Raw genomic sequence first — 12,931 nt, 5'->3', positions numbered from 1 at the left:
CCCAGGCTAGCATCGTGCAGCGCGCCTACTGCGCGCGCTTCAGCAACTGCATCGGCCCGAACAGAGCTTGCATGCCGGCGTTGCCGATAAAGCTGAGATTGTAGGGATGCTCGGCGACTGCCTTCGGAAAACGCGCAGTGACCGCATAAGCATTTAGCTGCTCGGCGATTTTCCCCCACAGCACCAGCGTCGGCAGAGCCGCGCCACGAGCTTCCGCCGCGTCAGCCAGCCCCTGCAGCACCGCCTGCATGAAGGGCTGCCAGGCCTTGGCGTCCTTCACCGGCGGCACGTCGGAGCGGAACACCAGCGACGCATTCAGCAACAGGAATCCCTGCCCCACCATATTGTCCTGCAAATCCGCCAGCAGCTGGATCGCCGGCGAGCCAGGCAATTGCGCCTGCTGCGCCACGCCGGACATGGCATCTCCGGTGGTGCTTTCGACGGCCAGCTGGCCGTCGGCCACCAGCAGCATCTTCATGAAATTACGCAGCGAGGTGGCGCGATTCACCTGCTTGGACAAACCCTTCTCCGACCATAAGGAACCGACCGCGCCATCCATGAAGCAGACGCCAGTGGCGCTGGCGGCGCGCGGATAAGGTCCCTCGCCTACCAGCACATAACGGACCGCGTCCAGCGGCTGGCTGAAGGCGGCAAACATGCGGCCTTCGGTCGGCAGGTAATCGGCCGCGGCCAGATCCTGCAAGTAGGCTGGATTGGCTTGCGCCACGGCGCGCAGGCCGGTTTCCAGGATGGCGAGCCAGGAAGGATGCACGCCGCGTAAAGCGTCACGAATTGAAGCAGGTAGAAAATCAGTCATAAGCCATTAAAAATACAGTTTAAACACACAAAGCAATCACTTGCCCTCAACAACTGCGCCGTCTGGGCGACCCGGTCTAGGCACCCCCAGCTGCGCGCCCTTACCTCGTCGGCCACATCTAGGCGACCCCAGCTACGCGCCCCCACCTCGCCGGCCGCGTCATTCCCGCAAACGCGGGAATCCATGTTGCGGCAACTAACATGGGTCCCCGCGTTCGCGGGGACGACACATCTCAAGTCTTGGCTGAACGAGCTCGTGCCTACTTAAAGCCACTGCAACTACATAACAATATTGTCCGCTCCCGGCGCACCGAACAGCTGCTGCTTCAGCACATGCAACTGATCGCGCACCTGCGCGGCTTTTTCGAACTCCAGGTTCTTGGCGTGATCGAGCATCTGCTTTTCCAGGCGCTTGATTTCCTTGCTCACCTGCTTCTCGCTCATCGCCTCGTACTTGGCCTGGTCCTGCGCCGCATGCAGCTCTTCGCGCGCTTCCTGCGGGCTGTAGACGCCGTCGATCAATTCCTTGATCTGCTTGCTGATGCCGATCGGCGTGATGCCGTTGGCGGTATTGAAGGCAATCTGCTTGTTGCGGCGGCGCTCGGTTTCATCGATCGCGCGGCGCATCGAATCGGTCATGCGATCCGCATACAAGATGGCGGTGCCGTTGAGGTTACGGGCGGCGCGGCCGATGGTCTGGATCAGGCTGCGTTCGGAACGCAGGAAGCCTTCCTTGTCGGCGTCCAGGATCGCCACCAGCGACACTTCGGGAATGTCCAGGCCTTCGCGCAGCAGGTTGATCCCGACCAGCACGTCGAAGGTTCCCAGGCGCAGATCGCGGATGATTTCGACCCGCTCCACGGTTTCGATATCGCTGTGCAGATAGCGCACCTTGATGCCGTTATCGCTCAAGAATTCGGTCAACTGCTCGGCCATGCGCTTGGTCAGCGTGGTCACCAGCACGCGCTCGTTTTTCTTGATGCGAGCATTCGCTTCAGTCATCAAATCGTCGACCTGGCTCAAGGCCGGCCGCACTTCGATGGCAGGGTCGATCAGGCCGGTCGGCCGCACCACCTGCTCCACCACCTGGTCGGCATGCTGGTTTTCATAGTCGGCGGGTGTGGCCGATACGAAAATCGTCTGCCGCATCTTGCCTTCGAATTCATCGAAACGCAGCGGCCGGTTGTCCAGCGCCGACGGCAAGCGGAAGCCGTAATCCACCAGGTTGGTCTTGCGTGAGCGGTCACCGTTGTACATGGCGTTCAACTGGCCGATCAACACGTGCGACTCATCCAGAAACATCAGCGCATCCGGCGGCAAGTAATCGACCAGAGTCGGCGGCGGCTCGCCCGGCAAGGCGCCGCTCAGGTGGCGCGAATAGTTCTCAATGCCCTTGGTAAAGCCGATTTCCTGCATCATTTCCAGGTCGAAGCGGGTGCGCTGTTCGATGCGCTGCTCTTCGATTAATTTATTTTCCTTACGGAAAAATTCCAGGCGGTCGCGCAGCTCTTCCTTGATGGTGTCGATGGCGCGCAGCACGGTGGCGCGCGGCGTCACGTAGTGCGAGCCGGGATAGACCGTGAAGCGCGGAATCTTCTGGCGCACGCGGCCGGTCAGCGGATCGAACAGCTGCAGGTTGTCGATCTCGTCGTCGAACATTTCGATGCGCACCGCCAGCTCGGCATGCTCGGCGGGAAACACATCGATGGTATCGCCGCGCACGCGGAAGGTGCCGCGGCCGAAATCGATTTCATTGCGCGTGTACTGCATCTGGATCAGGCGCGCGATCACATCGCGCTGGCTGACCTTGTCTTTGGCGCGCAAGGTCAGGATCATCTGGTGGTATTCGTTGGGATTACCGATACCGTAGATCGCCGACACCGTTGCCACAATAACCACATCGCGCCGCTCCATCAGCGATTTGGTGCAGGACAGCCGCATCTGCTCGATGTGTTCGTTGATCGAGGAATCTTTCTCGATGAACAAGTCGCGCTGCGGCACATACGCTTCCGGCTGGTAGTAATCGTAGTAGCTGACGAAATACTCGACCGCGTTGTGCGGGAAAAACTCGCGGAACTCGCTGTACAGCTGCGCCGCCAGCGTCTTGTTAGGCGCAAAAACGATGGCCGGCCGCCCCATGCGGGCGATCACGTTAGCCATCGTATAAGTCTTGCCGGAACCGGTCACCCCCAGCAAAGTCTGGTAAAACAAGCCATCTTCCACCCCTTCCGTCAACTTATCGATGGCCGCAGGCTGGTCGCCGGCCGGCTGGAACGGCTGGAACAATTTATAGGGCGAATTAGGAAAAGTGACGATTTTGGACTCGTCGACGGTACTGGAAACCTGTGATATGTCAGCCATGGGCCTCGACCTTTGGTAAAATAGACGGTAGTAAATCCGCGCCGATCAGCGATGTATTCGTGACCCGGCACAGCATTCAACCCGGCTACAAGAAACGCTTTGCAGCCAACTTTTTATGTTATCACGATGAACGCACCTCTTTCAGCCTCCCTCTTCACCGCCATCGAAATGGCGCCACGCGATCCCATCCTCGGCATTACCGAAGGTTTCAATGCGGATCAGAATCCAGGAAAAACCAACCTCGGCGTCGGCGTCTACTACGATGATAACGGCAAGGTGCCGCTGCTGGAGTGCGTGCAAAAAGCGGAAGCGCAGCTGATCGAAAAACTGTCGCCGCGCACCTACCTGCCGATCGAAGGCCTGGCAGCGTACGACAAGGCTGTGCAAGAACTCGTATTCGGCGCCGACAGCGCCGTCGTGCAAGAGAAACGCGCGATCACCGTGCAAGCCATTGGCGGCACTGGCGCATTGAAGCTGGGCGCCGACTTCCTCAAGCGCTTCGCCGCCGCCGACGCCCAAGTCTGGATCAGCGACCCAAGCTGGGAAAACCACCGCGCGCTGTTTGAATCGGCCGGCTTCACCGTCAACAACTACCCTTACTACGACCCGGCTACCCGCGGCGTCAACTTCAGCGGCATGCTGGATGCGCTGAAGACCATGACTAGCGGCTCGGTCGTCTTGCTGCACGCTTGCTGCCACAACCCGACCGGCGCCGATCTGAGCGACGCTGAGTGGACCCAGGTCATCGACGTCGTCACCCAGCGCGGCCTGATCCCCTTCCTCGACATGGCCTACCAAGGCTTTGGCGACGGCATCGAAGCCGACGGCCAGGTAGTGCGCCGCTTCACCGAAGCCGGCGGCCCGCTGTTCGTTTCCAACTCGTTCTCGAAATCGTTCTCGCTGTACGGCGAACGCGTCGGCGCCTTGAGCATCGTCGCCGCCAGCAAGGAAGAAGCCGGCCGCGTGCTGTCGCAACTCAAGCGCGTGGTGCGCACCAACTACTCCAACCCGCCTATCCACGGCGGCCAGGTAGTCGCGACTGCCCTGTCGTCGCCAGAGCTGCGCAAGCTGTGGGAAGAAGAACTGGCCGGCATGCGCGTCCGCATCCGCGAAATGCGCCACCTGCTGGTCAAGAAACTGAAAGAACAAGCCCCAGGCCACGACTTCGATTTCGTCACCAAGCAACGCGGCATGTTTTCCTACTCCGGCCTGACCAAGGCCCAGGTCGAGCGCCTGCGTGATGAATTCTCGATCTACGCTGTGGATACGGGCCGTATCTGCGTCGCCGCGCTAAATTCGAAAAATATTGATAATGTTGTCGCCGCAATCGCAAAAGTCCTGTAATATTCGGGTCCCGAAGCAGTTGTAACAAACGCTTCGGGAGATGTAGAAAAGTTTAGAAAAAGCTTTGACAACGCAGCTGATTCAAGACTATAATTCTGCTTCTTTCAATTCCCTGATAGCTCAGTTGGTAGAGCGACGGACTGTTAATCCGCAGGTCCCTGGTTCGAGTCCAGGTCGGGGAGCCAAGATTCTAAGGGGCCACATGCAAATGTGGCCCCTTTTCTTTTGCCCGGAAATTTTACGATTGCCGACTAATAAAATCTTGTTGCAGCAACTTCAGACAGAAAATGTTTTGCGGCAAATTGAATACTTTCCGAGACGTGAAATCACAGCATTTTTCCCAGCGCCTTCGCACATCGGATGACTTGCTCAGTCAGATCCTCCGTCACCTCGTCGCTGCCCTCGTACTCCAGACCATTCCGCACATCGTGCGCATCCGCCAGCACACGCCAGACATCTACTCCGACACCCAAGGTGTGCGGCAAACATTGAAATACGACATAGCGGTTGGCTGGACGATAGCCAAGTCTTCGTAATGCAGCCAGAGCAAATGCGTAGGCCGCGGCATACCCGAGCAGGAATTTCCCTGACGGAGACATTCCGCGCGAGGCGGCATCCTGCAATCGTTCTTTGCCGCTGCGAATGTAGGCATCAAACTCAGATTGGGCAAAAGGTTCGATTTTGAGCTGCCCAATTTTCACGAGATTATCGAGTTCTGCTTTGCTCATCAGGCTTGCCGATTAACTGGATCTTGGGTCCGTCCATGACGGAAATGAGGAAATGATTTTTCCCTTCCAGTTTCCTCCGGTATTCCATCGGGCGATAGACCGTAAGTCCTATCTTTCGGCTTAACTTTGTTTCAGCCTCGACCAATACAGGATAAAGATCCGCACTGCCGATTTCATCTGCAAGCACGAACAGGTCGATATCGCTGGATGCCGTGTCCTCATTCTTGGCAACCGAGCCATAGATGAAGGCTGATTCGATACGACTCTCAAACGGCAAAAGCATCTCTCTCAAAACTTGCTCCACGCCCTCGGTCTTGCGAATGATCGAGCTCAATTCCTGGTAAATCGGAGAATTTGTGTTGAGCTTATAAAGGATGACTTTTCCAAGCTCTTGCTTGACTAACAGACCAGCCTCCGTCAACCGCCCCAACTCGCGCTGGGTTGAAGCGGAGCCAAGTCCAGTATGGCTCATGAGCGCGCGCAGATGCATGCCCTCGGGACGTGCAAATACGCTAACCAAGATAGCCTTGGTCGCCTTGGAGAAAAGTGCATCGCTGATTTTACCCATGAGCCATATTTTAGCTCAATTGAGCCAAAATATGGCTCAAAATACTTAATCTTAATGAAGCAACCGACTCTTAATCCTTGGGTGCTTACTTGAGAAATCTACTAATAAATCGCAAATATGACACGCTATTGCATCACACACAGTATGAAGTTAAATAGAACGCTGGCGGGAAATGTAAACAAAATCAGCCCCCGCTTTCCCCGAGAAGTAGACGGATGCACTTTTGCGCCACGGAAATTCATTTGCGACTACAATTAATTATTGTTTTCTTTCTATCTTTTTGAGGCTCTAGAAACTATGCCGAGAACTTTAGTCATCTCTGAATTGATCCCTCTTTACAAAGATATGAAATCTCAGGGTAAAGGACGTGCAAAATTTTCGTACACGCACGGGCCAGTCACCTTTGATGTCATATTTTTCATAGACGAAAATCCCTTTTCCTTACTATTTGGAGCAAAGAAGCATAATCTCGTTTTTGAGCTTACTGTTGAACGTGGATTTTCCGTTACGTGTGAATTGCCCAATGCAATTTATAAGGCTCTTTGCAAGGCTCTCGAACTGCTCTATGACCCCAATAATCGTTTTAGCGTTACCGCATTTCTTAAAAGTTTTGCTAGCCACATTCCGCCATCTTTCAGTACCAATCTTTCGGTAGCACCACACGATGTCGCAATTCATCGTAACGACGTCGAGGAAAGCTCAAAGATATATTTTTGTGGCTGGAGGGACAATACCGTTAGGAACGAACAAGTTACAGAAAAAAATCTTCACAAGACGAAACGTTTGCTTGGTGACGTAGCCTATCAAGCATGCAAAAGTAAGAATATTAGTAGCTGCTGGACAGACAACAAGTTAAAGGCACATCTAATTTCAGCTGCAGCTTAGACGTTCAATCGCCACCGGTCGTAAGATCAACATATCAGGTCAACAAAGGTTCAACCGCATAGCGCTGTATTACCGGTCTAATGTTGCTTGGCGACATATAACTCTTTGTATAGCAAGACATTATTGCATATAGGTGTCCGCTGATAGCCGGCCCATAATCCGTGGGCACTTACTTGAGAAATCAACTAATAAATCGCAAATATGGTGCGCACCATGTGTCATTACAAGACTTGACCCCAGCCTTCATTTAATGGAATAGCGGACTTAATCCGTAGCCGCTTGCTAGAGCAATCTACTAACAAATTGCAAATATGAAGCGCGCCAGTGTCATTGCAGGACTTGACCCCAGCCCTTTTATCATCACGATCTCAAATGTTGCTCATAGTCAAAGACATCACGATACTATATGATAAGTTTTGCAATTTTTCTGCAGCACCGCGTTACCAAAACGAACGGACAAAGGGAGAATAAGTAAATGGCCAGCTCGCTTCCATATCTTGCATCAAACAAAAATATCGACACCTTATTTGCGGCGATTCTGTCGGCAAAAATTCCCGACAAATTCACGCAAGATTTCCTACAAAGCACCATCGGACTAAAAGGGTCCAATGACCGACAGGTTATTCCATTGCTACGCACTCTCAAATTTATAGATCAGTCCGGAAGTCCGACATCCTCCTACCGACTTTTGAAGAGTAAGGAAACGGCAAAACAAGCCATTGCAGATGGCGTCCGGCAAGCTTACGCTCCCTTGTTTGCGGCAAACGAACACACGCATACTCTTACGAACGACAAATTGAAAGGGTTGGTGGCCCAAGTAGCGGGGACCGACGAGGACATGACCGCGCGAATTGTCTCGACGTTATCGGCACTCATCAAACAGGGCGATTTTTCTACGCCCAACGAAGCTGGAGTCGTTATTAAATCTGATTCAGAAACGCCAAGGAAGATGGTCAACAAAAGCCAGGGACTGGAGCAAAGCCCTTGCGCCCTGAATTTCACTACAACATTCAAATACATCTGCCTAATAACGCATCAGAAGAAGTTTATCTAAACATCTTCAATGCTCTAAGAAAGACATTTCAATGACATTGGATTCCAACGCTGCGCTGTTTTTGATGGTAGGGCAAATTGCAGAGCGAGCAATGGGTGCCACGGCAGAACTTGTGCCACACGAGTCACTATTACTTTCCCCCTCCTATGACTTGGCCCCGTTGCTACCAGCAAGTGTCCGAAAGGCCACCGCTGCGGCAGAAACCTATCGCCTCATATTTGTCTTTGAAAATTTTCTAAGGTCATTTGTAGTTGAAGTTCTTTCGAAAGACGCAAGTCGCCCGTGGTGGGACAAAGTCCCGAAGGATGTGCAGGATGAAGTACTGAAAGTTGAGGAGACTGACGAGATCAAAAGTTGGATGGCTTTAGGCTCCAGAGATAGATCAGCATTAATGACATTTCCACAATTACTCAGAGTTATTGATCACGCCTGGAAAGATGGATTTGATGACTTGGTACGCGATAAAGGCTTAATTCAAAGCGCTCGCCTCATAGTGCATCTTCGCAACACAATATGTCATATGACGGAAATTCCAACGGAGGAAACAGATCGCATTCGCCAAAGCATGAGAGATTGGTTCCGAGTAATTGCACCATAAAATGAGAAATCAACTCGAGCGATATCAGCCAACGCGATCAAAAGTTAGATTTTTCAAACTCATGAGTGTCGGTCACTGACAGAAATTAGATTTTCGATTTACGCCCTGGCATTTTGATATTTATAGAATCCTACAGTTCTCAACCACTTATATTCGATTGTCAGTTGACATGCAAAAAATCCCAATTCATAACGCGCACAATCGAGATTTATTGGAGGGATATATTTTTTTTCTGAACGGATCAAGGAGCTACTCGCACATTCTGCAAACGATTCCTTTAAGGCATCTGCACTAAATTCGAGAACCCGTATCCTTGAGTTGGAACGATTACTCCGTCATGCATACGACACGACGCAGCGGGCAACCTCTCTAGTGCCGTTACTCGAAGAGCTGAGTGATAGTTTAAAAGCTGATCCCGTGATTCGCGAATTGCATTCTAAAGACGTCTTGCTGCGCATGGTAAAAGAAATAACACCTGCCATAACAAGTGACAAACCGAAATTCCTTATAGAAGCAGCCGATACTTTGAGGGCAATCAGCACTTTACTTGGTGACTATTATGAAACCACAAAAAATATCATCCGGACCAATGTGTCTAACAAAAAAGAAAAAAAACTCATTTCAATAGTCGCAGAGATTTTCATAATTGACATCCAACTGCGTGGATACAGCAGAGAATATATTAGATACAGTTCGAAAATCAAGCTAGCGAGTAGACTCTTGAGATCGAACCATTTTGATGTAATTGAAGCGCTGGAAGATTTTTTTTCTTCGTTTGACCGAGATATCCGAACATATAGTTGTATTGTTAAATGCAACGGAGAAATTGAAGCTATCGCTGCAAAAGCTTTCAAAATGACGATAGTTGACAAGCCTGAAGAATTTAAAAAAATAGACTTACTAGACATCCGCGCAAATGAACAAAATGTGGGATCAGAAACTTCTCTAGAGCGCTATCTTTTAGTAAGTGAACTCAAGGCCAAGGACCCTTTTCAAGCACGAGAAAGACTATATAACGCACTGAATGCACAAAACGCGTTGCGCCAATTTCTGCAACATAGGTCAACTTTATCTTTTGCCCGCATTTGTTTAGTAAAAGATGATGAAACTCAAGGTGAAATACGGGTAAGAGATCCTATCAATGTAATGTTGCGTGGACAAACACAGAAGAGCCTGACTTCTGGTTTCGTTGAAAAACAAGCCGATTTTATTAGTGCATATAGAAAACTAGATGAAAAATCCAAGTCTTCAATATTTTCTGCTGTCCGTTACCATAAAGAAGCAATGGACTCATTGGCCGTCGAAAACCAATTGGTTGACCTTTGGGCTGCTCTGGAAGGATTTGTGCCACAGCCATTAGATGCAAGCCCACGGATTGGTTCAGTGCTTGACCATATCCTCCCAGCTCAAACTTTGATTTATCTGGAGAAGAAATTTTCCTATATTGCAGAAGGTATACAGCGAGTTGGCGACGCGACTATTGCAATAGTCGAAAGCATTGATATTCCTGGATCCTTCGTACGGAAAACTGCGGCAATTATTTTATGCCCAGAGTTCGAAAAAAGCTTGAATCAATTGATGCCTCTACTAGGCGGTTCACCATTATTGCGATTCCGGATGTTTCAACTGTATGAAGCACTTTCCACACGACAAAAAGTCGGAGATGAACTACAGAGACATCGACAGCGATTGGACCGTCAACTTTGCAGAATTTATATCTCCAGAAACACTGTCATGCATAGCGCGACTGTACACAGCGATATTGATATTCTTGTTGAAAACCTTCATAGCTATCTAGATATTCTTGTGAACGCCACCATCTGCATAGCTAAGCAGTCGGCTGGAAGGACGAATATAAACGCGGTTCTAAAAATTCTTTCCACTTACGAAAAATCGTATCTAGATATGCTTCTAAAAAGTCAAAAAAAAGACGATCCCTTCAGCAAAACCGATTTTGGAGACGTTTTTTTTGAGTATGCGAATCCTCTACTTAAATCTATAACTTTGACGTGAGATTACTACAGCCAGCTTTATCTCCAATGACAAGATAAATATACGAGCCGTGCCGTTAAAAAATTACCAAACGTAATTTTTCTGACGAGATGACCGAGGTCAGGTCATGCAATGACGTATTATTTATTTGAGAATTCATCTTCCAATACGCTCGTCAATTTAAAGCTGTGTATGTTTTCACTATACGTATGGTCTCCCCCTAAAAATTCTCTCTCAGAACAATCCAAAAGAAGACACATGAACATGCTTTCAGTCGATTCATTAGCCGCCTATTGGTCGGCCCCAGTAGTTGCAGCAAATGTCCTGATTTTCTTCAACCTGCTAGGCGCCCTGTTCTTAGGGATGCTGATCGGCTACGAGCGCGCCTATCACGGACGCGCCGCCGGCATGCGCACCTACGGCCTGGTGTGCATGGCTTCGGCGGCGCTCACCGTGTTCGTCGGCTATCCGGCGCTGTGGTATGGCGGGCATGCCGGCATACCCGTCAATCCGGATCCGACCCGGGTAGTGCAAGGCGTGGTCACCGGCATCGGCTTTCTGGGCGCCGGCGTGATCATGAAGGAAGGCTTGAATATCCGCGGGCTCACCACGGCTGCATCGATCTGGGTGGCGTCGGCGATCGGGGTCCTGGTCGGCGTGGGATTTTACATAGCCGCGATTTCGCTCACCGTGTTGTCCGCCGGCTGCATGGTTTGGGTGGCCAAGCTTGAATACTGGCTGCCGTCCCGCGCGGGCGTCGCCATCCAGGTCGAATTCGAAAAGGGCTTTATCCCGCATGAGGATGCACTTCGCAAGATCGCCCTGGCGCACGGTTATGTGATCGCCAAGGACTCGCTGTCCATCAGCTCGCACGACAGGCATGCGAAATGGCATTTCATCGCCGTCGCGATCGACAGCAAGAAAGGAACCTCGATGTCCGAACTGGCGCACATGATGAACTCATACGACGGTGTCGAACACTTCGAACTGACTCATTGCCGCAACTGAGCGGGTAATCCTGTTCATGGCAAGACCCGGCGCTGGGTCTTGCCTGACGTTGAATGTGTTATTGCAAGACCCGACTCCATCCTCGCTTCCATTTTCAGTATTGCTATCCACCATCGGCCATCTTTTACGCTCCGTTAATTTTGTGACGAAAATGGGACAAGGTCTCATCAAGCGCCCTTCCGAATCGGTCGAAGATCTCGTCTATCTGTGCTTCGGTAATAATGAGCGGCGGACAGAATGCGATGGTGTCTCCCAACGCCCGCACGATCAGCCCGTATTGTTCGCAACGAGCCTGGAGGTCTGCGCCGACAGCCAAGCCTGGAGAAAAGACTTTCTTCGTTTTTTTATCGGCTACCAGTTCCAAGGCGCCAATCAAGCCTACCCCGCGCGCATCTCCAACCAATGGATGCGACGAAAAATCCCGCAGCCGCGATTGAAAATGAACGCCCAGATGTTCGGCCCGGGGCACCAGCCCACGCTCTTCAATCAGTTCGATATTCCTCAATGCCACTGCGGCGCACACCGGATGCCCTGAATAAGTGAAGCCGTGCCCGAAAATCCCCTTGCTGCCGCTTGCCTCTAAAAACGCCTGATACATTTTTTCCGGTATCAGCACGGCGCTGATAGGCTGATATCCCGAGGACAAGGCTTTGGCCAGAGACATGGTGTCGGGACGAATGTGAAAGGTTTCGGCGCCGAACATCTTGCCGGTGCGGCCAAAGCCGCAGATCACCTCGTCATCGATAAGAAGAATGTCGTAACGATCGAGTACGATCTGGATTTTTTCAAAATAGCCTTGCGGCGGCACGACAACTCCACCCGCCCCCATCAATGGTTCCGCTATGAATGCGGCAATGGTATCGGGATCTTCCGCCAAGATCAGCGATTCGAGTTCTTCGGCCAGACGGCTGGAGAAAGCTTGCTCCGACTCCCCTGCTTCGGCTTCCCGGTAGTAGTCCGGACAGCGAGTCCGCAAGAAAGGCGCGAAGGGTAAATCAAAGCCTGTGTGGCTGGATGCCAGCCCAGTCATGCTGGCAGAACCGAAGCCGACGCCATGGTAGCTGCGTTGGCGGCTGATGATTTTTTTCTTGCGCGGCCGCCCGAGTGCATTGTTGTAGTACCAGGCCAGTTTGATCTGGGTGTCGTTGGCGTCGGAACCCGAGTGTCCGAAAAACACTTTTGATGCGGCAAAGGGCGCCATCTCCTTGAGTTTTTCAGCCAGCAGGATCGCCGGTTCGTTGCTACGGCCATTGAATAAATGTGAATAGCTAAGCTTGTTCATCTGCCTGGCGGCAGCATCCGACAGCTCTTTTTCCCCATAACCGACTGCGGTGCACCACAAGCCCGACATGCCCTCGATATACTGGTTTTGATTCTCGTCCCAGATATGGATTCCCTCGGCATGGGTAAAAACCTTGGAGCCCTTGGCGCGGTGCTGCTGAATGTGCGTTGTCGGATGAAACATGGCATCCATATCGCGCTCACCTAGGGATAAATTTGATTTGCTGCTCATCTAAAACTCCTTCCTGATTGCGTGCTCACAAAATATTCGATCAAATCGATATGGACGATGCGAT

11 protein-coding genes and 1 tRNA gene are annotated in these 12,931 nt (G+C 51.5%); 7 read left to right on the top strand and 5 right to left on the bottom strand.

What is annotated here, in order from left to right; genetic code table 11:
• Positions 1–25: 25 nt before the first annotated feature.
• Both BCF11_RS18110 and uvrB read right to left on the bottom strand, forming a co-directional pair.
• Positions 26–817 carry a uracil-DNA glycosylase gene (locus BCF11_RS18110; protein WP_098495980.1) on the bottom strand — a complete coding sequence of 264 codons (792 nt, stop codon included), beginning with the start codon at positions 815–817 and terminating at the stop codon, positions 26–28.
• A 278-nt stretch (positions 818–1,095) separates the two neighbouring features.
• Entirely contained in the window at positions 1,096–3,177 is a 2,082-nt protein-coding gene (gene uvrB / locus BCF11_RS18105; RefSeq protein WP_098495979.1) for an excinuclease ABC subunit UvrB, read from the bottom strand.
• 126 nt (positions 3,178–3,303) lie between these two features.
• On the opposite strand from uvrB, the gene BCF11_RS18100 reads away from it, so the two are divergent.
• Together BCF11_RS18100 and BCF11_RS18095 are read left to right on the top strand one after the other, a co-directional pair.
• Positions 3,304–4,521: an amino acid aminotransferase gene (locus BCF11_RS18100; RefSeq protein WP_098495978.1), complete on the top strand. Its 1,218-nt coding sequence runs from the start codon at positions 3,304–3,306 to the stop codon at positions 4,519–4,521.
• Positions 4,522–4,630: 109 nt separating this feature from the next.
• Positions 4,631–4,706 (top strand) — tRNA-Asn (locus BCF11_RS18095).
• A 141-nt stretch (positions 4,707–4,847) separates the two neighbouring features.
• Here the strand turns inward: BCF11_RS18095 and BCF11_RS18090 are convergent.
• Together BCF11_RS18090 and BCF11_RS18085 are read right to left on the bottom strand one after the other, a co-directional pair.
• Positions 4,848–5,249 (bottom strand): hypothetical protein, encoded by a 402-nt coding sequence (locus tag BCF11_RS18090; protein ID WP_098495977.1) that lies wholly within the window; start codon positions 5,247–5,249, stop codon positions 4,848–4,850.
• Positions 5,227–5,817 carry a nucleotidyltransferase family protein gene (locus BCF11_RS18085; RefSeq protein ID WP_098495976.1) on the bottom strand — a complete coding sequence of 197 codons (591 nt, stop codon included), beginning with the start codon at positions 5,815–5,817 and terminating at the stop codon, positions 5,227–5,229. Before BCF11_RS18085 ends, BCF11_RS18090 begins: the two co-directional genes overlap by 23 nt.
• Before the next feature lie 297 nt (positions 5,818–6,114).
• On the opposite strand from BCF11_RS18085, the gene BCF11_RS18080 reads away from it, so the two are divergent.
• From BCF11_RS18080 to BCF11_RS18060, 5 genes are all read left to right on the top strand, one after another.
• Positions 6,115–6,702, top strand: coding sequence for a DUF6037 family protein (locus BCF11_RS18080; protein ID WP_098497563.1), 588 nt, complete (start codon positions 6,115–6,117; stop codon positions 6,700–6,702).
• 475 nt (positions 6,703–7,177) lie between these two features.
• The gene (locus BCF11_RS18075) at positions 7,178–7,756 is read left to right on the top strand and encodes a DUF5343 domain-containing protein (protein WP_098495975.1); all 579 of its coding nucleotides are present in this window, start codon (positions 7,178–7,180) and stop codon (positions 7,754–7,756) included.
• A 31-nt stretch (positions 7,757–7,787) separates the two neighbouring features.
• On the top strand, positions 7,788–8,354 hold the full coding sequence (locus tag BCF11_RS18070; protein WP_098495974.1) for a Swt1 family HEPN domain-containing protein: 567 nt from the start codon (positions 7,788–7,790) through the stop codon (positions 8,352–8,354).
• Positions 8,355–8,726: 372 nt separating this feature from the next.
• Positions 8,727–10,367, top strand: a complete 1,641-nt coding sequence (locus BCF11_RS18065; protein ID WP_143751368.1) for a hypothetical protein — start codon at positions 8,727–8,729, stop codon at positions 10,365–10,367.
• Positions 10,368–10,604: 237 nt separating this feature from the next.
• Positions 10,605–11,354: an MgtC/SapB family protein gene (locus tag BCF11_RS18060; RefSeq protein WP_369827784.1), complete on the top strand. Its 750-nt coding sequence runs from the start codon at positions 10,605–10,607 to the stop codon at positions 11,352–11,354.
• Between the two features lie 124 nt (positions 11,355–11,478).
• On the opposite strand, the gene BCF11_RS18055 is transcribed toward BCF11_RS18060, so the two are convergent.
• The gene (locus tag BCF11_RS18055) at positions 11,479–12,867 is read right to left on the bottom strand and encodes an aminotransferase (RefSeq protein ID WP_098495972.1); all 1,389 of its coding nucleotides are present in this window, start codon (positions 12,865–12,867) and stop codon (positions 11,479–11,481) included.
• Positions 12,868–12,931 lie beyond the last annotated feature (64 nt).

The sequence above is a fragment of the Collimonas sp. PA-H2 genome, assembly GCF_002564105.1.
In the GTDB taxonomy this organism is placed as follows: Bacteria; Pseudomonadota; Gammaproteobacteria; order Burkholderiales; family Burkholderiaceae_D; genus Collimonas.
The sequence above is the reverse complement of the archived record's forward strand: the minus strand, read 5'-3'. Positions and strand labels throughout refer to the sequence as shown.